We start from the raw sequence: 20810 nt of genomic DNA, 5'->3' as shown, positions 1-20810 counted from the left end.
CACGATCTGTGACGCGCGCTCGCCGTCGTGCCCCGGACCTGTGACAGGCTGAACGAGTGACGATCGAGCCTCCCGCACCCGGAGAGCCGCGCCGGCCGCACGGCCCGCGCGACCCCGGTGACGCGTGGGTGGTCCACGACGACGGCACGCGCTTCTGGGGTGCGTTCGGCGCGGCGGGACTGCTCGCCGTCGATCCGGAGCGCGGCGTGCTGCTGCAGCACCGCGTCGCGTGGAGTCACTTCGGCGACACGTGGGCGCTGCCCGGCGGCGCGCGACACGCGGGCGAGTCGGCGTGCGACGGCGCCCTGCGCGAATCCGCCGAGGAGGCCGGGGTGCCGGCCGATGCCGTGTCGCCGCGGTTCATCAGCGTGTTCGACGCCGACGTCTGGACCTACTCGACGGTCGTCGCCGATGTCGTCACACCGTTCGAGGCGGTGATCAGCGACCCGGAGAGCCGCGAGCTCGCGTGGGTGCCGGCGGACGCCGTCGACACCTACCCCCTGCACCCGGGCTTCGCGGCGTCGTGGCCGCTTCTGCGCTCGCTCCTTCCTGTGCGCCCCGCCGTCGTCGTGGACGCCGCGAACGTCGTCGGGTCGGTTCCCGACGGGTGGTGGCGCGACCGCGCGGGTGCGACCGAGCGTCTGCTCGGAAGGCTCGCGGTCACGGCATCCGAGGGCATGCCCGCGGAGCGGCTGGGGCTTGCCGCCGACGTGTGGTTCCCGGAGTTCTCGGTGGTGGTCGAGGGGCAGGCGAAGGCGGTCGACGACGTGACGGGTCTGCACGTGGTGCGGGCGCCGGGGGAGGGCGACGACGAGATCGTCGCTGAGACGGCGCGCCTCGTGGATGCCGGGCGCACCGTCACGGTCGTGACGAGCGACCGCGGGCTGCGAGAGCGGGTCGAGGCGCTGGGCGCGGTCGTGCACGGACCGTCGTGGCTGCGCGCGACGGCGTGACGCGGCGTGCGACCTCGTCGTCTACGTGATCACCGTCGCGCTGTGTTCCCTGGTGGATTCCGGGGTGTCGCGCGGCGCGAAGCGGCGTCAGTCGTCGTAGGCGTCGCGCCCGCGCAGTCGGTCGATCTCGCGGCGCTCGCGCTTGGTGGGGCGGCCGGCGCCGCGGTCGCGCACGGCGAGTTGGGCGACCGGTTCGCGAGGCGGCGTGCGGTCTTCTGCCGCGAGGGCCGCGAGCGGCGCGCCGACGCGCTTGGTCAGGAGCTGCCGGACGACGAGGATGCGGTCGAACCCGGCGATCCGGACGCGCAGCTCATCGCCGATGCGCACGGGCTGCGCGGCCTTGGCGCGCTCGCCGCCCACGCGGACGTGCCCGGCGCGGCACGCGGTCGTCGCCGCCGACCGGGTCTTGTACACGCGGACCGCCCAGAGCCAGGCATCCACCCGCACGGATGCGCTCACGGCTCGCTCCGGATCAGGCGGACGGCCCCGTAGACGAGGAGCCCCTGCCCGATCGTGTAAGTCAGCATGACCCACCCGTCGCCGAGGGACTCGCCGCCCGGGAAGAAGAGCCGCAGCGCGAGGATCGTGTCGGAGACCAGGAAGAACGCGCCGCCGATCGCCGTGATCGTTGATCCGCGCGTCGCGGCGACGGCGGTGCCCCCGAGAATCAGCCCGTACAGTGCAACCGCGATCGTGAGTGCGCCCAGGTGCGGCCACAGCACGGCGAGCATGACGCCCCACCACACGGCGTATACGAGGGTCCACGGTGCGAGCGGGCGTCTCGGCAGGAGGCGAACGAACAACACGATGTAGGCGAGGTGCGCGAGGCCGAAGCAGAGGAGCATGAACGGAAGCTCGTCGCCCGCGAACGGGAAGAAGAACGCCGCGCCGTCCCCGAGCCACGAGAAGCCGATGGCTGCGAGCAGGACGGATGCCGCAGCGATGCCCGTCCGCGTCGTCCCCGCGCCGCGCATGCTCCCGCGCAGCGCCCAGAGCGTCGCGAGGGCGAGCGCCGGCATGAGCGCGAGCTTGGTCGGGTAGACGAGGTCGGCCGGCCCGACGAGGAGGGTGATGAGGTGCACGGCGGCCACGAGGGCGTAGAGCGCGAATCCCCACCACCGGGTGCGGTCGGGCGCGGCGCGCGTCTCAGTCGTCGTGTGCCCTGCCGACGGGGGGTGTGGTGCCACGATGCTCCCTCTCGAGTCCCTCTCGCCCGAGCTTATGCGAGCGTGAGGGAGACGATCGGCCTCGCCGGTTTCGGGCGCGCCACCTCGGTGAACCCCGCGCCGAGGAAGCTCGACAGGGCGCCGTGGAAGAGCGCGTTCGGACTGGTCGTCTTCACCGACGTGTCGACCGGGTAGCCCTCGATCACGCGCGCACCGTTCGCGCGCGCGTGCGCGACGGCCGCCGCGAGGAGCGCGTCGGCGATCCCTTCACCGCGGTGTTCCTTGCGCACGACGAAGCACGTGATCGCCCAGACGCTCGCATCGTCGATCGGCTCGGGCGATTGCCTGATGTCACGCGTGGCTTCCAGCCGTGGCTGCGCCGGACGCGACGCGACTTTGACCCAGCCGACGGCCTCGTCGCCGACGTAGGCGAGGAGCGCGGAGGGAATCGGCGCTCGCAGGTCGGTGCGTAGCAGCTCGCGCTTCTCTATGGCTGTCGTCGCGTCGAAGTCCTTGTTGCGCAGCATCCACCACTGGCACCAGCACGAAGCGCCGTCACCGCCGCCGGTCAACGCGTGCTCGACGTCGGTGAAGCGTTCATCGGATGCCGGTTCGATGCGGATCTCGGTCATGGCCACAACCTACGCATCCCCTCCGACATCCGCCATGGGGATCGGGCGTCTCGGTTCGCGAGCACTGCGCGGAGCGGCTAAGATGGGGGAGTTGTCCGCGTGCGGGCAACGGACCGGGATGTGGCGCAGCTTGGTAGCGCACTTGACTGGGGGTCAAGGGGTTCACCCCCTCCGGTTAGCCCGAAATAACTGGAAATCGATGCCACGGGATGTGGCGCAGCTTGGTAGCGCACCTGACTGGGGGTCAGGGGGTCGCAGGTTCAAATCCTGTCATCCCGACAGAAAAGCCCTGATGAGAAGACATTCTCATCAGGGCTTTGTCATGTCCGCCGACGGGTTTTTGTGGTTCCCTCGTGGTCCCCCTGCTCGATCGACAGAAGCAGTCGACCGCCCTCCGGAACCCCTTTGGCGGCCCAAGCTGTGGATAAGGGGACCAAAAGGGGACCAGAGCGCTCTGCGAGTTGTGCGGCGCATCGCTACAAGGTCCTCGATGTGCCTCGACGGGACGGCCTGGCGGCCTTGGCTGAGCGGGCGAGGAAGGCGTTGGCCTGTTCGGCGGCGGAGGCGAGGTGCCGGTCGTCGGGGTGGAGGTAGCCGCGGGTGGTCTCGACGGAGGCGTGGCCGAGGATGTCTTGGAGGACGTGCAAGGGGATGCCGGCGTCGGCGAGCCAGGTCGCGCCGGTGTAGCGGAGGCCGTGGCGGGTGAGGTCGGGCAGGCCGATGTCTTTGACGATCTGGTCCCAGTTCGTGGCGTCTCGCACCGGTGACCCCTGCGGCCTAGCATGAGGGCAGGAACGGACGGGGGCACGGATGCCGGATATCGACGCCGCACGGGTCATGATCGAGCACCGGGAACGCATCCGCGAGGTGGCCTCGGTCCTGGCGAAGTACGGTCTGGCGCAGATCGTGGACGCCTCGGGGGATGCCGCCCCCAGCTCAGCTGGGCGCGCAACATCGCGGCGTCGCACGTGTCGCCGGAGATCGCGGCGATGTCGCCGGGGCAGCGCCTCCGCGCCGCCTTCGGTGAGCTCGGCACAGCCTGGATCAAACTCGGACAGACCCTCAGCACCCGCCCCGACGTCGTCGGCCCCGAGATCGCGGCGGAGCTGTCCGGCCTCCAGTCCGACGCGCCGCCCGATGCCTCCGGCGCTGCGCTTGTGACGGTCGAGGCCGAGCTCGGAGCGCCCGTGGCGAAACTCTACGGTTCGTTCCATCGGCCCGCCATGGCCTCCGCGTCGGTCGCTGAGGTCCACAAGGCGACTCTCAAAGACCACACCCGCGTCGTCGTGAAGGTGGTGCACCACAACGCCGCCGCGCAGGTGCGCGCGGACCTCGACGTGATGCGCGTCGTGGCCGTATGGCTCGAGCAGTCCGACGCCGATCTGCAGCGGTACCGGATCGTCGACCTCGTCGACGATTTCGCCGCGATGCTGGCGGATGCCCTCGATCTTCGGACGGAGGCGGCGCACCTGGAGGCGTTCGGCCGGAACTTCTCGGGCGATCCGGCCATCGTGATACCGCACGCGTACGAAGAGCTGTCCGGCCCCTCCGTGCTCACGATGACGAGGGAAGAGGGCCGCAGTCCCGTCGATCGGGCCGCGGTGGAGCGAGCCGGCTGGGACGTCGAGGAGCTCGTGACGACGGTCGCGGACGCCTACCTGGAGATGATCTTCCGCGACGGACTGTTCCACGCCGACCCGCACCCCGGAAATCTGCTGCTCACTCCCGACCATCGCATCGCGATCCTCGATTTCGGAGATGTCGGGCGCGTGCCGGCATCCCGCCGCGCACAGCTGGCGCGGATGGGCGTGGCGCTCGTGGTGCGCGACGACCGCTCGCTCGCGGACGAGATCCTGGCGGTCACGGACCCTCCTCCCGAGACGGACCTCGACGCCGCGCGGCGCGATCTGGCGGACTGGATCGACGGCTCGCTCTACACCGACGTCGACGAGATGGACGTCCCCGCCATCGCCGACGAGTTCGCCGAGATCATGCGACGGCATGCGCTGCGCGTACCCGACGACCTCGCGCTCCTCGCGCGGACCCTGCTGCGGCTCCAGGGCCTCGCGCAGAGCTACGGGGCCCAGCTCGACCTCGTCGGCCTCATCGCGCCCTACGCCCTGCGCCTGGCCCGCGAGCAGCTCGACCCGATGACGCTGGTCTTCTCCACGGCGCGCGCCGTACGACGGTGGACGCAGCTTCTCGGCGACCTTCCCGACGAGACACGGCAGACGCTTCAGGCGCTTGGCGCCGGCAAGATCGCGGTGGAGTTCCGCTTCCACGACGAGGATCGCGTCACCGAGAGTCTCGTCGGCGGGATCGTGGCGGGGTCGTCGATCCTCGCGGCGGCGCAGCTCCTCTCGCGCCGCACGCCCCCGACGATCGCGGGGATCTCGCTCCCCGGCGCGGCGGCGCTGATCGCCTCGGGTGTCATGTGGGTACGGCGGCCGCGGGTCGATCGGCCGCGTACCGGGTCTCCCGTGCAGGTCGCGGTGGAGGCGCTTCGCCGTCGTCGTCGGGCCTAGCCGGGCGGAGGGATGCCTCACCGCGCGAGCGCGGCATCCAGCTGGTCGAGGATGCGGGCACAGGCATCCACGTCTTCCGGGGTGCCGGAGAGCTCGAACTCGAACAGCACCGGGCGACCGGACTTCTCGGAGAGCTCCCGCGCGGCGGCCTGGTAGTACTCACCGAAGTTGCGGTTGCCCGACCCGATGATGCCGACGAGGCTCCGCCGGTTCGCGGGGGAGCGGAGGAACGCCTTCACCGGCGCGGGGAGGGTCACCTCGTCGGCGTTCCCCGCCTTGTACGACGGAGTGAGGAGCACCCAGTGTCCGGCGGGTTCACTGCGGCGCACGTCCGCGTCGGCGAGGTTGCGGACCTCGCGCCCCGTCTGCGCCGCGAGGTGCTCGGCGAAGCGGCCCGTCAGGTTCGACACCGACGAGTAGTAGTAGACGGGAACGGGGCTCACCCCTCCAGTGTGCGCGCCGGAGGGGTGGGGTGCACGCAGGGGGCGCCGTCGATATCCGTCGGTGACAGGCAGGGGCGTTTCGACCCGCTGTGCTCGCGACCGGTGGGGGCTTGCCCTCGCGTCGTCAGCGCTGCCAGGCGCGCTCGATCGGGATCTCCCGTCCGAGCGCGTTCTCGGCGGCGCGGTGTCCGGACAGCATCGCTCCCGGCACCGTTGCCGGGTCGTCCGACCACGTCGCCTCACCGGCGATGTGCAGGACCCCCCGCAGCGGCACGGCGAGCAGATCATGGTCGGATGCCTGAGATCCGCGCGCCATGTAGGCGTAGGCGCCGTGCGAGAAGGGGTCGTCCTGCCAGTCGGTGCGGAGCACCGAGGCCGGTTCCGGCACCGCATCGCCGTAGAGGCGCCGCAGCTGGACGAGGATCGAGTCGACCACCTCGGCATCCGTCCACGATCGCGTCTCGATCGCTGCGGGGCCGGCGGCGAAGGTGAGGAGCGTCGGCGTCCCGTGCAGGCGCGTCAGGTCGTACCAGGAGTGCCACCAGCGGCCCTCCGGCCCCTGCTGCCGGATGGCGTAGACGTCGTCGTCCCAGAAGCGCTCGTCGAAGCGCAGGAACACCTTCTCGAACGCGTTCATCTCCAGACGCGCCAACGCGCTCGCGTGCGGGTCGGGAAGCGGCGGGTCGAGCACGAAAGCCTCGGCGCGGAGCACTCCGACCGGCACCGTGACGATGACGTCGTCGGAGGTGAAGGCGCCATGGTCCGTCCTGACCGTGACGCCGCCCGACCCCCATTCCACGCGTGACACCGCGTGCCCCAGACGGATGTCGAGCGCACCGGCACCGGCGCCCGAGCCGCCCGCGAGACCGGCGGCGAGCCCCGCCGCCAAGCGGTCGTAGCCCTCGGGGAAGACGACCTCGTCGCCGTTGACGGTGTCGTCGTCGAGGCCGTGGGCGCCGAGGTCGTCGATCCACACGCCGTACTGCTCTTCGGTGCGGTGCTCGAGGTACTCGCGCACGCGCTGTGCGCGCTCGGCATCCCACCCCTGCGCGCCCCCGACCTCGGCGAGCGCCGCCTCCGTGACGTCGCGGTAGGAGTCGTCGGGCGCGGATGCCGCGATGGCGGAGGTGAGCGCCGCGTCGACGGCGTGGATGTCGGCGACGTAGCGCGCGGCCTCATCGTCCGTGAGTCGTCGTCCGTCGGGGGAGTAGTGCGCGATCGGGCGGCTGTCGGGCTGGTAGCCGCCGACGGTGAACTCGGCCATCGGCATGCCGAAGGCGAGCGCCGCGGCGTGGACGGGGCTGTCGTCGATGCCGTGGATCCACGAGGCGCCGCGGTCGGTGACGTGCCCGTCCGACCGGTCGGTCCACGTGCGGCCGCCGATGCGGTCGCGCGCTTCGAGCACGACGACGCGGCGCCCGGCATCCTGTAGCAGACGCGCCGCGGTGACACCAGCGACCCCCGCGCCGATCACGATGGTGTCGGCATCCGTCATGGTCTTCTCCTTCGATGCATTCGCTGCTTCACAGCCTGTGCGCGTCGAGCCAGGCGAGGAGCGCCGGCAGTGCGAGCTACGCGACGGTGCCGTGGTCGGCGACCGCGATCTTGTGGAACGAGACGTCCATCCCCTGCGCTCTCTCACGCGCCACGAACTGTTCGGTCGCCGAGGGTACGACGAGCTCGTCGGCGAGGCCTTGCGCGACGAACAGGGGAGCGGCGAACGGCACTGCTCCGGCGGAGTTCTCCGCGAGGATGTCCTTCCACGGCTCGACCGTCGCGGGGTCGGCGGTGACGAAGTGGCCGACGACGGGCTGCCCGATCTCGTGCAGCCGATCGATGTTGGTCAGCAGGCACATCTCGTTCATCTCGGGGAGGATCGCCCGCGCCTCGGGCGTGAGGATGCTCTCGAGCGTCGCCCCGCGGTCGGCATAGACGCCGGCGTAGGCGGCGAATGCGTAGGACCCGATGGTGACGCCGGAGATGTCGTCGATGTGGTCGCTGAGGAGCGAGCCGAGGTCGGCGGCGGGGGCGGCCACCGCGACGCCCGTGATGTCGAGCTCGGGTGCGTACTGCTGGGCGCGCTGCGCCGCGAACAGGACCGCCTGCCCGCCCTGCGAGTGGCCCCACAGCACCACTGTCTCCGACGCGTGTGCGGCGGGGAGCTGCCGGGCGGCTCGGACGGCATCGAGCACGGCGTTGCCGCCCGTGTCGCCGACGAGATACGAGTCGGGGCCAGCGGTGCCCATGCCGACGTAGTCGGTCGCGGCGATCGTGTAGCCGCGGTCGAGCATGGGCCGCATGCCCTCGATGAGGGCGTAGGGGTCGAACCCGCGTGAGGGGGCGCAGTCGGGCGCCGATCCCGTCGTCGGGTGGCCCCACGAGAGCACGGTGCGGCCCCCCGCGGGCGCTGCGCCGAGAGGGGTGATCACGAGGCCTGTCGAGACGACCGTGTCGCCGTGGACGTCGGTCGTGCGGTACATCACGCGCCACGCGCGGGCGTCGAACGGCAGTCCGACGAGCTCTTCGCTGCGTACGAGGGTGCCCGGAGCGCCGTCTGCGGCATCCGCCGGCTGTGCGTAGAACGCGTCGAGGTGGCGCCGCTCGACCGCATCTCCCGCCAGGCGGGCCTCGATCACGACGACGAATGCGGCGACGAGGGTGAGGAGCGCGGCGCCCGCCAGGAGGGCGAAGGGATGCCTCCGGTGTCGCCGCCGTGCCATCGCGGGTCCTCTTCGCCGAGCCGTCTTCCCGCGTCGCCTGCGGGTCTCTCGGCATTCTCCCACGATCCGATCTTGTGTGGTCAGACCACACGTGGCATACTGGATTCACAGGCCCGAGAGCCCTCGGACCCGGAAATGCGAAGACGCGGACAGGGCGTCCGCGCAGGGTAGGAGAAACCCAGATGTCCACCTCGATCGATGCTCTGGTCGAAGGCGCACAAGAAGCGCTCGCCGAGTACGCATCATTCACGCAGGAGCAGATCGACCAGATCGTCCGCAAGGCGTCGGTCGCCGCGCTCCACCACCACGGCGAGCTCGCCGTCATGGCCGTCGAAGAGACCGGCCGCGGCCTCTTCGAAGACAAGGCCGTCAAGAACATGTTCGCGTGCGAGCACGTGACCCACTCGATCATCAAGCAGAAGACCGTCGGCGTGATCTCGCACGACGAGATCACCGGCATCACCGAGATCGCCGACCCGGTGGGCGTCATCTGCGCCCTCACGCCGGTCACGAACCCGACCTCGACCACGATCTTCAAGTCGCTCATCGCGCTGAAGACCCGCAACCCCATCGTCTTCGGCTTCCACCCCTCCGCGCAGAAGTGCTCCGTCGCCGCCGCGACCATCGTCCGCGACGCGGCCATCGCCGCCGGCGCCCCTGAGAACTGCATCCAGTGGATCGAGGAGCCCTCGATGGATGCCTCGGGTCAGCTCATGAACCACCCGGGTGTCGCGCTCATCCTCGCCACCGGCGGCAACGCCATGGTGCGCGCCGCCTACTCGTGCGGCAAGCCGGCCCTGGGCGTCGGCGCGGGCAACGTCCCCGCCTTCATCGAGCGCACCGCCAAGGTCGGTCGCGCCGTCAACGACATCGTCCTGTCGAAGTCGTTCGACATGGGCATGGTGTGCGCGAGCGAGCAGGCCGTCATCCTCGACGAGCCGATCGCCGAAGAGGCCCTGGCCGAGTTCGAGCGTCTGCACGCCTACCGCGCGTCGGCGTCCGAGAAGCGCATGCTCGAGGAGTTCATCTTCGGTGTGACCGCCGACAGCGAGAACTGCGCCGGCGCCAAGCTCAACCCCACCGTCGTCGGCCAGTCGCCGCAGTGGATCGCCGAGCAGGCCGGATTCACCGTTCCCGAGGACACTTCGATCATCCTCGCCGACGTGTCGTCGGTCGGCCCGCAGGAGCCTCTCACGCGGGAGAAGCTCGCCCCGGTCCTCGCGGTGCTGCGCGCCTCGAGCCCCGCCGAGGGCATCGACCTCGCACGGCAGATGGTCGACTTCGACGGCCTCGGCCACTCGGGTGCCATCCACTCCAACGACCAGGACGTCATCGCCGAGTTCGGCAAGGTCGTCAAGGCCGTCCGCATCATCGAGAACAGCCCCTCGGCCCTCGGTGGCATCGGCGACATCTACAACGCCTTCATGCCCAGCCTCACCCTCGGCTGCGGCTCGTACGGTCACAACTCCGTGTCCAACAACGTCTCGGCGGTGAACCTCTTGAACGTCAAGCGCATCGGTCGTCGCAACAACAACCTGCAGTGGTTCAAGGTTCCGGCCAAGACCTACTTCGAGCCGAACGCGATCCGCTACCTCATGGACATGAAGGGCATCGAGCGCGTCACCATCGTCACCGACGGCGGCATGACCCGCATGGGCTTCGTCGACAAGGTGATCGACGTGCTCAACCGTCGCCCGGGCCGTGTGCACCTGCAGATCATCGACAACGTGCAGCCCGAGCCGAAGCTCTCGAGCGTCCAGGCGGGGGCCGCGCTCATGCGCGAGTTCCAGCCCGACACGATCATCGCGCTCGGCGGCGGTTCGCCGATGGATGCCGCGAAGGTCATGTGGCTGCTGTACGAGAACCCCGAGACGCAGTTCTCCGACATGCGCGAGAAGTTCTTCGACGTGCGCAAGCGCGCGTTCAAGTTCCCCGAGCTCGGCAAGCTCGCGAAGCTCGTGTGCATCCCGACCACGTCGGGCACGGGCTCGGAGATGACCCCGTTCGCCGTCATCACCGACGACGAGACCGGCATGAAGTACCCGCTCGCCGACTACGCGCTGACCCCGTCGGTCGCGATCATCGACCCGGTGCTGACCGCCGCCCTGCCGAAGTTCCTCGTCGCCGACGCCGGTTTCGACGCGCTGACGCACGCCACCGAGGCCTACGTCTCGGTGTACGCGAACGACTACACCGACGGCCTCGCGCTTCACGCGATCAAGCTGATCTTCGAGAACATCGAGCGTTCCGCGAACGCTCCGGCGAACTCGACGGATGCCGAGGACATCAAGGCCCGCGAGAAGATGCACAACGCGGCATCCATGTCGGGTATGGCCTTCGGCAACGCGTTCCTCGGGATCGTCCACGCCATGGCGCACGTGACCGGCTCGACGTACCACCTGGTGCACGGCCGCACGAACGCGGTGTACCTGCCGCACGTGATCCGCTACAACGGTCGGGTGCCGTCGAAGCTCAACGCGTGGCCGAAGTACGAGCGCTATGTCGCTCCCGAGCGGTTCCAGCAGATCGCCGCGCACCTGGGCCTTCCGGCCTCCACCCCGGAGGAGGGCGTCGAGAGCTACGCCCGCGCCGTGGAGGAGCTGCGTGACAAGGTCGGCATCGAGCGCTCGTTCCAGCAGCAGGGCGTCGACGAGACCGCCTTCATCGGCGGGCTCCACGACCTGGCGATGGCCGCCTACGGCGACCAGTGCGCCCCGGCCAACCCGCGCATGCCGATGATCGCCGACATGGAGACCCTCATGGAGGCGGCCTACTACGGCACGTCGTTCGACGAGGTGCGCGCCGCCCGCAAGGGCACGCACGCCGAGAGCGACGCGGTGACCGGAACGGTCTCGACGGCGAAGGTCGCGAAGGCCGCGAAGGGCGGACGTCGTACGAAGACGAACGCCTGAGTGGATGCCTGACAGACACCCCGAGTGATCGGGGTGAAGGGGGCCGGGGGAGCATACCCGGCCCCCTTCGTCGTGCCCCGGGTTGTCCTGGCCGCCTGACCCGCCGACCATAGATACATGCCCCGCGCCACCACCCACCCCCGAGCCCCGTGGATAATCACGGGGCTTGCGGCGTTGTGCGGGGTCGCGCTCGCGGTCGCTGTGGCCGTCGCGCCCGGTGCGTCGGGGGCCGCGACCTCGTCGCCCGGGGTCGACCCGATGCCCGGGTCGCCGGCATCCGGCCTCACCGTCGAGTCGCCGACGGAGACGACTGCGGATGTCCGCACGGGCGCGCCCGAGAACACGACGGTGTACCCGCTCGAGTCGCTGCCGCAGATCGATGTGTGGTCGGTGGATGCCGCGCTGCCCATCGACGACGATCCCTTCGGGGAGCTGACGGGAGAGCTCGCGCGTCCGCGCGCGGCGGCGCCGGTGTTCGCGGACCCGGCGGGGGAGCCGATCGGTTACCTCGCGCACGATGCCGCGTACGGCGGGTCGGTGGTTCCCGTGGTGGTGCACGACACGTACTGGGTGAAGGTGCTCCTGTCGGGCCGGCAGGGTCTGCCGCCGTCGGGGAGCTCGGCGCAGGCGGTCGGCTGGCTGCGGATCGCCGACGTCGATCTCAGTCCCGTGGAGTCGTACGTCGAGGTGCATCTCGAGGCGCGGACGATCGACATCGTGAGCGCGACGGGACTGGAGCGGGTGGCGAGCGACTTCGCGTGGGGGAAGCCGTCGACGCCGACGCCCGTGGGCCGGACGTTCGTGATGCTGACGACGGTTGTGCCGGAGTACGCGTACACGCAGGGGCACCCGCTGGTGTATCTCGGCGTCCAGTCGCCGACGCTCCCGGGTTTCGACGGGGGAGAGGTCGCCGTGACGGCCTTCCACTTCTACCGGGAACGGTCGGGCCCGAACTCGTTCGGCTGCATCTACCTCGACGGGCCGGCGACCGATCGCCTGGCCCAGCTGCCGGCGGGGACGCCGGTGATCATCCACCCGTGACGTATCCCGCTCGCGGGTGAGGGCGGCGCGGGCGAGGTCGTCGTCGCGGGTGAGGTCGTTGTCGCGGGTGAGGGCGGCGCGGGCGAGGTTGTCGTCGCGGGCGAGCCGGGCGATGTCGGGCCGACTCGGTCAGAAGGGTGCGGGGTCGTCGCGCGCGCTGCCGCGCGACCGCTCGTCCGAACGGTCTGGTGGCACGTCGGGCGGGTCATCACCCGCGGCGGGGACGAAGCGCACCATCGACGGTGGCCGGTCGACGTAGCGGCGGCCGGTCGGCCCGCGCCATTCGATGACGCCGTTGCCGAGTTGGATCACCCGCCAGTTCTGCTGGTGCTTGCAGGTGTGGTGTCGTCGGCAGAAGTTCGCGAGGTTTCCGGCGCAGGTCGAGCCGCCCTGCGACGCGGGAATCGAGTGGTCGTGGTCGCACCGGTGCACGGGACGCGTGCATCCGGGTGCACGGCAGCGCTCGTCGCGCGCGGCGAGGAACCTCGTGATGGCCGCGTTCGGCCGGCAGCGGTCGACGGCGAGCGTTGCGCCGGTACAGGGATCGGTGAAGACGCGATCCCACCCGGGAGCGCGTGCCGCGAGGCGTCGCGCGAGGTCGGAGTCGACGGGGCCGTACCCGGCGAGGAGCGCCGGTCCGCCGGAGTCGTCGCCCGCGAGGGTCAGGGCGGGGACGAGAACCTGGATGTGCGCGTCGATGCTCGCGAGCGGATCGTCGGGCCCCGATGATCCTGGGATGCCGGTGAGCAGCAGCTCGCAGAAGAGATCGGCACGCACCTGACCCATGGTGCGCGGGTCGACGTAGCCGCGGCGCGGCTCGGCCCCGGCGCGCGGCTCGGTGCGAAAGGTCTGCGTGTCCGGGTCCGCGGGATCGGCCGAGGCCGGGAACGCGGCGCGGATGCTCGCGGCATCCCCGTCAGCGGCATCCGTCTGCGCGGCGTGTTTCTGCGCGGCATCCGTCTGCGCGGCCTCTGTCTGCGCGGGGTCCGCGCTCGCCGCCGCGTCCTCCTGGCGGACCGCCAGCGTGGCGCGCGCTCGCGCGGTGAGTTGGTCGTAGATGGCGTGGGCGAGGGGAGCGGGCAGGTCGGCCATGAGGCGGGCCATGCCCTCTTCGAGGTCGTACAGGCGCACGTCGCGCTCATCGGCCGCTGCGCGGGCAGCCTCGGCGAAGGCTTCGGGGCACAGCTGCGCGGCGATCGCCTTGAGCGCGTGTCGCGTGCGCGTCGGAGATTCGGTCGCGGCCACGTCGAGCGCGAGCTCTGCGAAGCGCTCGCGGTGCTCCTGGGGGAGCGACGCCCCCGTGTGCGCGATCGCCCACGCGTGGCCGGCGTCGATTTCGCCGCGGGTCCAGGCGGCGAGCGCGGTCGGGAACTGTGTGCAGAGCCCCCACGCGTCGGAGATCCGGCTCTGCACGGTGCGGTCGGACGCGCGCATGGCCATGGCGAGTTCGAGCGAGACTTCGCGCAAGGGCAGGTCGGCTTGAGAGGCACGGTAGCCGGCGGCCTTCGTCGCCTCTTGGCTGGCCTTTGTCGCCTCTTGGCGGGCCTTTGTCGCCTCACGGCGGAGGAGCTCCGTGCGATCGGTGATGACGGTGACGGCCTCGGCGAGCAGAGCGGCTTCGGATGCCTGTGCTTCGGCCACCGCGCGCCGCGCCTCGATGACGCGCCCGACGAGGTCGTCGAGTGCGGGCCATTGCGTCTCAGCGGGCGCGTGCATGTCACCTCCACTCCGGGGTTACCGAAGGGAACAGAACCCGCGATTCGGTGGGCACGAGCGGGGCTTCTTGATCTCAAGAATAGAACATAAAGACGATATAGACAAGGCTTCTGCGAAAGAAAACACGCATCTATATCTGTCTGATAGACGCTACGCTGGCCGACATGCGCATCATGTTCGAGGGCGAGATCTTCCGGTGGACCGCGCGCGAGCAGGACTGGTATCTCGTCGCCCTCCCCGCCGATCTGAGCGAGGAGATCCGCGAGATTCCGCGGATGCCGCGCGGTTTCGGTTCCGTGCGGGTCGAGGTCGCGATCGGTTCCTCGCGCTGGCGCACCTCGATCTTTCCGGACGCCTCGCGTGGGGTCTACGTGCTGCCGCTCAAGCGCGCGGTGCGGGATGCCGAGGGGATCGGTGTCGAGGGGGTCGTCACGGTCGATCTGGAGATCCTGGACGTGTGACGGCAGCGGCATCCGTCAACTCGTTACACATCAGTAACATGAGACCCGCGTTTCTCATTGACACCATCATGAGAGATCTCTCATGATTACTGCGGGAGGCAAGCCTCGCGGCGGGCCTTCTGCAGTTCCCAACACCTCGGTGCAGGTGTCCTTCCTATCCCCCCGGTAGGCAGTCATTCGAAACACGAGACCCCCCGGATCGTGTCCGTGCCGAGTGCCCTGTTCGCATACCCGAAAGGCACGTGGATGTTCAGCGCACCTTCACGCGTTCAGGCAGGGAAGGCCCGCCGCGACGCGGTCATCGACCGCTCCCTCGTCGACAGGATGTGTCCGCCGTGGTGAACGACGCGTCGTCGGAGCGATCGGCGACCGACCGGCCCTCGTCCGAATTGTCGACGGATGACCTGATCTGGCAGGCGCTTCTGACCGGATCGGGTATCAACCTCGACCTGGCACCCCCGCCCCCGCTTCCGTCGACGCGGGTCACCTCAGATTCCGCGCCCCGGAACGGTCTCGCACCGCTCCCGCGCCGCACGCGCGTACGTGCCGTCGCCGAGCCGTCGCTCAGCGAGCAGACGGAACGCGAGATGTCGGCGGAGTCCGTCGCCGTCCTCGACGCTCCCCAGGGCGCCGTCGACCACAGCGTTCTGCCGGCGGCGGACCCCGCGCTCCCCGACACACGCGCGCTCCCCGAGACGCCCGTGATCTCCGAAGCGCCCGTGGTGCCCGAAGCGCCCGTGGTGCCCGAAGCGCCCGTGGTGCCCGAAGCGTCCGTGGTGCCCGAAGCAGACGACGAGCTCGGTGCGATCGACTGGCTGGCCTCCTTCGCGTCGTCGACGCGACAGGCCGAGGATGCCGAGGAACTCCGCGCTCTTGCCGGGCATCGCATCGACAGTGCCCCAACGCTCGTCGAGAACGAACTCAAGCCGGAGCACCACGACGAACCCGAGCCCGGGCACGAACTCGAGCCGGAGCCCGAACCTCAACCCGAGCCGGAACCCGCCACTCCCCGAGAGCGCGCCGTGGCGCTCGCCGCGCGGCTGGGCCTCGCGTATGTCGACCTCACAGAGTTCGCGGTGGACGCGAGCGTCGTCGCCCTCGTTCCCGACGCGATGGCGCGCCGCAACATCGCGCTGCCGATCTCACGCGCCGGCGACCGCATCGTCGTCGCCTTCGCCGACCCGCAGAACGTCGTCGTGCTCGACGACGTCGCCGCGGTCGTGCGTGCGCCGATCGTCTCGGTCGTCGCCGAGCCCGAGGCGATCCTCGCCGCGATCGACCGCTACCACCGCGTCGACTCCGAGGTCGAAGAGCTGACCTCCGCGTTCGCGGGGGGAGCCGAGGCCGAGGTCGACCCGTGGAGCCAGGACGTCGGCGACCAGGGGACCGACGAAGCCCCGATCATCCGCTTCGTGAACCTCATCATCAGCCAGGCGATCACCGACCGGGCATCCGACATCCACATCGAGCCCGGTCGCGACGAACTGCGCGTGCGGTACCGCATCGACGGCGTGCTCACGACCGTGCAGCGCGTGCCGCGCTCGATGATCCCCGGTGTCATCAGCCGGCTCAAGGTCATGGCCGAGCTCGACATCGGCGAGCGGCGCAAGCCCCAGGATGGTCGCATCTCGGTCTCCCACACCGGGCGCACGGTCGACCTGCGTGTCGCGACGCTTCCCACCGTGTGGGGCGAGAAGGTCGTCGCCCGTGTGCTCGACTCGCCCGTCGCGAGCCTGCAGCTGGCCGACCTCAACATGCTCGATCGCAACATGGACGTCTTCTCGGCGAGCTTCTCGAAGCCGTACGGGATGATCCTCGTCACGGGCCCGACCGGTTCGGGAAAGTCCACGACGCTCTATACGACGCTCGCGACCATCTCGAAGCCGACGGTCAACGTCATCACCGTCGAGGATCCGGTCGAGTACCGGATGCCGGGCATCAATCAGGTCCAGGTGAACACGAAGGCCGGCATGACGTTCGCCGCGGCGCTGCGGTCGATCCTGCGATCCGACCCCGACGTCATCCTCATCGGTGAGATCCGTGACGAGGAGACCGCGAAGATCGCGATCGAGTCCTCGCTCACCGGTCACCTCGTGCTCTCGACGCTGCACACGAACGATGCCCCCAGCTCGGTCACCCGCCTCATCGAGATGGGTGTCGAGCCGTTCCTCGTCGGATCGGCGCTCGACTCCGTCGTCGCGCAGCGTCTCGCCCGGCGCCTGTGCGGCCGGTGCAAGCAGGAGGTGCAGGCCACGGAAGCGGAGCTCCGCGTGCTCGGTGTTCCGATCGAGGGCGAGCTCCCGGTCGTGCATCGTCCGGTGGGATGCCCGCAGTGCTCCAACACCGGGTACCGCGGGCGCATCGCACTGCACGAGGTGATGGGCGTCGACGACGAGATCGAGCGGCTGGCGTCCCGTAACGCCCCCGCCGCCGAGATCGCCGGGCACGCCGAGGCCACGGGAATGACGCGACTGCGCGGAGACGGCTGGGCCAAGGTGCTGCTGGGGCACACCTCCATTGAGGAGATTCTGCGCGTCACCCTCTAGGGGCGACAGCAGATCTACGGCCTCGACCAGTGCGGACACGACCAATGGGGGACACAGAAAGAAGGACATGGTGACCGACGACGAAGGTTACTTCAGCCCCAGCCACGGCGGCGCCGGCTCGCGCTTCGACGATCTCTTCGGCGGCCGCGAAGTCGACGCGGACCTCCGCTCGTTCCTCGACGGCGTGCCCGGGATCACGCTGCCCGGCGCGGCGGCCACGGTCGCGGCGCACGCGCCCGCACAGCCCGCCGCGCCGATCGCGTCGACGACCGCCGCGGCTGTCCCCGCGGAGCCCGTCGCGTCATCGGTGACGGTTCCCGCGCCGGATGCCGCGCCCGTGGACGCCGCACCCGCCCGCGACTCGGTGCACATCGTCTCGAGCCCCGAGGACATCGACCGGACCATGGCCGAGCTCTTCGGCACGGCGGTCATCGAAGCCCCGACGGCCGCGCCGGAACCGGAGCCGACGACGCACGCCTGGCCCGCACCCACGGAGAGCGAGCGCATTGTCGCCGCACCGCCGCGCGACTTCGATGCGGCGCTCGCAGCGACGGCGGCGCCCACAGGGCGACGGGCGCACGCGCTCGCCGCGCAGCCCGTGGCCCCGAGCGTCGAGTCGCAGAACGCCGTGGCCGCGCGCGCTCCCGAGGTCGACGCGGTCCTCCGTCGTCAGATCGAGAACGTCGACCCCGAGTTCGTCGCCGCGATTCGCGCGGTGCTCACGCTCGGGGCATCCGATCTGCATCTGGTCGCCGAATCGACACCGGTCGTGCGCGTCGACGGCGAACTGAAGTCGGTGGCGGGAACGACCCGCTGGGACAAGGCGCGCATTCGGTCCGTCATCGAGAGCTTCGTCCCTGCCGAGTTGCTGCAGACGTTCGAGCGCGAGCTGGAACTCGACCTTGCGTACGCGGTCGGTGACATCGCGCGCTTTCGCGTCAACATCTTCCAGGACCAGCGCGGGCTCGGCGCGGCGATGCGCATTATCCCGACCGAGATCAAGTCGGTCGCGCAGCTCGGTCTTCCGCCCGAGCTCATCGACCTCGCACACCTCCCGCGCGGTCTCGTGCTCGTGTGCGGACCGACCGGCTCCGGCAAGTCCACGACGCTCGCAGCCCTCATCGACAAGGCGAACGCGAGTCGTGCGGCGCACATCGTGACGGTCGAGGACCCGATCGAGTTCCTCCACCATCACAAGCGCGGCATCATCAATCAGCGCGAAATCGGCGCCGATACACACAGCTTCTCCGACGCGCTCAAGCACGCGCTGCGCCAAGACCCCGACATCATCCTCGTCGGCGAGATGCGCGACCTCGAGACGATCTCGACTGCCCTCACCGCAGCCGAGACCGGTCACCTCGTCTTCGCGACGCTGCACACGCAGGATGCCGCACAGACGATCGACCGCATCATCGATGTCTATCCGGCACACCAGCAGGCGCAGGTGCGCACGCAGCTCGCCGCCACCCTCCGCGCAGTGGTCGTGCAGACGCTCATCCGCCGGTCCGGCGGGAAGGGCCGCACGGTCGCGACCGAGGTCATGTTCTCGACGCCCGCGATCGCGAGCCTCATCCGTGCGGGAAAGACCCACCAGATGCGCACAGCGCTGCAGGCCGGCAACGCGATCGGCATGCACACGCTTGATCAGGATCTCGCGCGACTCGTGCTCGCCGGAGAGATCGAGCACGCGCAGGCACGAGACCTCGCCCAGGAGGCGACGGAGTTCGAGCAACTGGTGCGTAACCGGGGCCTCGGCCGCGGCGCGATGGGCGACGTGCTGCCTGAGGGCGCCCGCCAGGTCGCCGGCGATGCGGGAGGGATCTGACGATGGCGACGATCGCGAAGACGCCGCAGTGGACGTACAAGGGCGTCGACGGTTCGGGAAAATCGGTGAAGGGAGTCCTCGAGGCGTCGAGTGAGGCGCAGGCCATCCAGCAGCTCAAGGCGCGCGGGGTCATGCCCGACAAGCTCGCCGAGAAGGGCGCGGGAACCGGCCTGCAGCAGGAGATTGCGATCCCCGGGCTCGAGCGAGGGCCGTCGCTGAAGGACCTCGCCCTGCTCACCCGGCAGCTCGCGACGATGGTCGGCGCGGGGGTGTCGATCCTGCGCGCGCTCTCCATCGTGAAGGATCAGACCGAGAATCCGAAGCTCCGCCGTACGGTGGTCGAAATCTCCGCGAAGGTCGAGAGCGGTACGGCGCTGTCGGATGCCTTGGAGGAATTCCCGCTCGTCATCCCGCCCATCATGGTCCATCTTGTGCGGGCAGGGGAGACGGGCGGCTTCCTCGACAAGTCGCTCGTGATGGTGGCCGACAACTTCGAGGCGGAGACGAAGCTCCGGAGCAAAGTCAAGGCGGCGCTCACGTATCCGGTCGTCGTTCTGATCGTGGCGTTGCTGGGTGTCGCCGCGATGCTGATCTTCATCGTTCCGGTGTTCGAAAAGATGTTCTCCGATCTCGGCAGCGATCTACCGGCTCCGACACAGCTTCTCGTCAACCTCTCGAACGCGATGCCGATCGTCGTTCCCGTGGTCATCGTCGCCAGCGTCGCGTTCGCGATCTGGTGGGGGAGATCCAAGAATACGGAAGCCGTGCGGAAGGTCGTGGACCCCCTCAAACTCAAGCTGCCGGTGTTCGGCAAGCTCAATACCAAGATCGCCCTCACGCGCTTCACTCGGAACTTCGCGACGATGCTCGCATCGGGCGTGCCGATCCTCCAGTCGCTCACGATCGTCGGAGCGACGAGCGGCAACCACGTCATCACGTCGTCGCTCGACGCCGTGCAGGCGAAAGTCCGCGAAGGGCGGCCGATCGCGGAGGCCCTGGGTGGGGCCGAGATCTTCCCCGACATGCTCGTGCAGATGGTCGGAATCGGTGAAGAGTCCGGCTCGATCGACCAGATGCTTGAGAAGACCGCGGACTTCTACGACGACGAGGTCGAGACGATGAGCTCGCAACTGACCGCGATGCTCGAGCCGCTCATGATCGTCTTCATGGGCGCTCTGCTCGGCTTCATGATCGTCGCGTTGTACATGCCCATGTTCATGGTCTTCCAGTCGATCCAAAGCATGTAACTTCTTTCACAATATTCACATTAGAGTCTTCTCATTTACCTCCGTAACCGCTAGTGTCACGGATGTCGGTCACACCCCGGAGACCGAAGCACCACAGCAGGACCCACACCATCCCCCTGGAATCGAAGGAATCTTCATGAACAAGATCGTCGCGCAGACGCTCGCCAAGAAGGAGAACGGCGAAAAGGGCTTCACCCTGATCGAGCTCCTCGTCGTCGTCATCATCATCGGCATCCTCGCCGCCATCGCCATCCCCGTCTTCCTCAACATGCGCACCGGCGCCTGGAAGTCGTCGGTCGAGTCGGATGTCAACAACGCGATTCTCGCGGTCGAGCAGGCCGCGCAGGCGAACAACGGCGCCTACGCGAGCCTGACGTCTACCCCTGCCACTGGGAAGATCGGCGCCACCGCGGCCGTCCAGGGTTCCGTCGGAACGCAGAAGTTCAGCGCCAGCGACGGAAACACGATCACAGTCTCTGCGATCACCAAGGACGGTTACACGGTGACCGGCACCAATGTCGACTACGGCGTGAAGAACGAGTACAGCTACACGAGCGCTGATGGCGCGAAGAAGTGGACGACGAAACCCTGATATCGGTGCGATCGAACGCTGTGCCTGCGCG

General features: G+C 69.4%; 17 protein-coding genes and 1 tRNA gene. 10 read left to right on the top strand and 8 right to left on the bottom strand.

The window, feature by feature from the left end:
* Positions 1–56: 56 nt before the first annotated feature.
* Positions 57–953, top strand: a complete 897-nt coding sequence (locus tag ACRVYW_RS09630; RefSeq protein ID WP_431804042.1) for an NUDIX domain-containing protein — start codon at positions 57–59, stop codon at positions 951–953.
* Positions 954–1040: 87 nt separating this feature from the next.
* On the opposite strand, the gene ACRVYW_RS09625 is transcribed toward ACRVYW_RS09630, so the two are convergent.
* From ACRVYW_RS09625 to ACRVYW_RS09615, 3 genes are read right to left on the bottom strand one after another with little or no spacing between them, the layout of a single operon-like run.
* Positions 1041–1412 (bottom strand): RNA-binding S4 domain-containing protein, encoded by a 372-nt coding sequence (locus ACRVYW_RS09625; protein WP_431804040.1) that lies wholly within the window; start codon positions 1410–1412, stop codon positions 1041–1043.
* Positions 1409–2140 carry a lysoplasmalogenase gene (locus ACRVYW_RS09620; protein ID WP_431804038.1) on the bottom strand — a complete coding sequence of 244 codons (732 nt, stop codon included), beginning with the start codon at positions 2138–2140 and terminating at the stop codon, positions 1409–1411. Before ACRVYW_RS09620 ends, ACRVYW_RS09625 begins: the two co-directional genes overlap by 4 nt.
* 32 nt (positions 2141–2172) lie before the next feature.
* A complete protein-coding gene (locus ACRVYW_RS09615) occupies positions 2173–2751 on the bottom strand; it encodes a GNAT family N-acetyltransferase (RefSeq protein WP_431804036.1) in 579 nt (192 codons plus the stop codon).
* Between the two features lie 205 nt (positions 2752–2956).
* Here ACRVYW_RS09615 and ACRVYW_RS09610 point away from each other — a divergent pair.
* Positions 2957–3030: transfer RNA gene (locus ACRVYW_RS09610), tRNA-Pro, on the top strand.
* A 197-nt stretch (positions 3031–3227) separates the two neighbouring features.
* On the opposite strand, the gene ACRVYW_RS09605 is transcribed toward ACRVYW_RS09610, so the two are convergent.
* Positions 3228–3512 (bottom strand): tyrosine-type recombinase/integrase, encoded by a 285-nt coding sequence (locus tag ACRVYW_RS09605; RefSeq protein ID WP_431804034.1) that lies wholly within the window; start codon positions 3510–3512, stop codon positions 3228–3230.
* Between the two features lie 207 nt (positions 3513–3719).
* Between ACRVYW_RS09605 and ACRVYW_RS09600 the strand changes: the two genes are divergently transcribed.
* Positions 3720–5276 carry an ABC1 kinase family protein gene (locus ACRVYW_RS09600; RefSeq protein WP_431804032.1) on the top strand — a complete coding sequence of 519 codons (1557 nt, stop codon included), beginning with the start codon at positions 3720–3722 and terminating at the stop codon, positions 5274–5276.
* A 17-nt stretch (positions 5277–5293) separates the two neighbouring features.
* Here ACRVYW_RS09600 and nrdI read toward each other — a convergent pair whose 3' ends face one another.
* From nrdI to ACRVYW_RS09585, 3 genes are all read right to left on the bottom strand, one after another.
* Positions 5294–5719: a class Ib ribonucleoside-diphosphate reductase assembly flavoprotein NrdI gene (nrdI, locus tag ACRVYW_RS09595; RefSeq protein ID WP_431804030.1), complete on the bottom strand. Its 426-nt coding sequence runs from the start codon at positions 5717–5719 to the stop codon at positions 5294–5296.
* Positions 5720–5843: 124 nt separating this feature from the next.
* Positions 5844–7214 (bottom strand): flavin monoamine oxidase family protein, encoded by a 1371-nt coding sequence (locus ACRVYW_RS09590; RefSeq protein ID WP_431804028.1) that lies wholly within the window; start codon positions 7212–7214, stop codon positions 5844–5846.
* Positions 7215–7290: 76 nt separating this feature from the next.
* Positions 7291–8439 (bottom strand): lipase family protein, encoded by a 1149-nt coding sequence (locus tag ACRVYW_RS09585; protein WP_431804026.1) that lies wholly within the window; start codon positions 8437–8439, stop codon positions 7291–7293.
* A 182-nt stretch (positions 8440–8621) separates the two neighbouring features.
* Here ACRVYW_RS09585 and adhE point away from each other — a divergent pair, with 182 nt between their 5' ends.
* On the top strand, positions 8622–11351 hold the full coding sequence (gene adhE, locus ACRVYW_RS09580) for a bifunctional acetaldehyde-CoA/alcohol dehydrogenase (RefSeq protein WP_431804024.1): 2730 nt from the start codon (positions 8622–8624) through the stop codon (positions 11349–11351).
* A gap of 117 nt (positions 11352–11468) precedes the next feature.
* Positions 11469–12392, top strand: a complete 924-nt coding sequence (locus ACRVYW_RS09575) for a L,D-transpeptidase (RefSeq protein ID WP_431804022.1) — start codon at positions 11469–11471, stop codon at positions 12390–12392.
* A gap of 129 nt (positions 12393–12521) precedes the next feature.
* On the opposite strand, the gene ACRVYW_RS09570 is transcribed toward ACRVYW_RS09575, so the two are convergent.
* Positions 12522–14108 carry an HNH endonuclease signature motif containing protein gene (locus ACRVYW_RS09570; RefSeq protein WP_431804020.1) on the bottom strand — a complete coding sequence of 529 codons (1587 nt, stop codon included), beginning with the start codon at positions 14106–14108 and terminating at the stop codon, positions 12522–12524.
* A 164-nt stretch (positions 14109–14272) separates the two neighbouring features.
* Between ACRVYW_RS09570 and ACRVYW_RS09565 the strand changes: the two genes are divergently transcribed.
* The 5 genes from ACRVYW_RS09565 (at position 14273) to ACRVYW_RS09545 (ending at position 20779) form a co-directional block, all read left to right on the top strand.
* On the top strand, positions 14273–14569 hold the full coding sequence (locus ACRVYW_RS09565) for a DUF1905 domain-containing protein (protein WP_431804018.1): 297 nt from the start codon (positions 14273–14275) through the stop codon (positions 14567–14569).
* Positions 14570–14904: 335 nt separating this feature from the next.
* Complete coding sequence (locus ACRVYW_RS09560) at positions 14905–17115, top strand: GspE/PulE family protein (protein WP_431804016.1); 2211 nt, start codon at positions 14905–14907, stop codon at positions 17113–17115.
* A gap of 70 nt (positions 17116–17185) precedes the next feature.
* Positions 17186–18940 carry a type IV pilus twitching motility protein PilT gene (locus tag ACRVYW_RS09555; protein WP_431804014.1) on the top strand — a complete coding sequence of 585 codons (1755 nt, stop codon included), beginning with the start codon at positions 17186–17188 and terminating at the stop codon, positions 18938–18940.
* Between the two features lie 2 nt (positions 18941–18942).
* A complete protein-coding gene (locus ACRVYW_RS09550) occupies positions 18943–20187 on the top strand; it encodes a type II secretion system F family protein (RefSeq protein WP_431804012.1) in 1245 nt (414 codons plus the stop codon).
* Positions 20188–20323: 136 nt separating this feature from the next.
* Positions 20324–20779 carry a type II secretion system protein gene (locus ACRVYW_RS09545; RefSeq protein ID WP_431804010.1) on the top strand — a complete coding sequence of 152 codons (456 nt, stop codon included), beginning with the start codon at positions 20324–20326 and terminating at the stop codon, positions 20777–20779.
* Positions 20780–20810 lie beyond the last annotated feature (31 nt).

Origin of the sequence: Microbacterium sp. bgisy203, assembly GCF_965345155.1 — a bacterium.
Lineage (GTDB): Bacteria > Actinomycetota > Actinomycetes > Actinomycetales > Microbacteriaceae > Microbacterium.
Note: the sequence above shows the minus strand (reverse complement) of the source record. Positions and strands in the feature narration are given on the sequence as shown.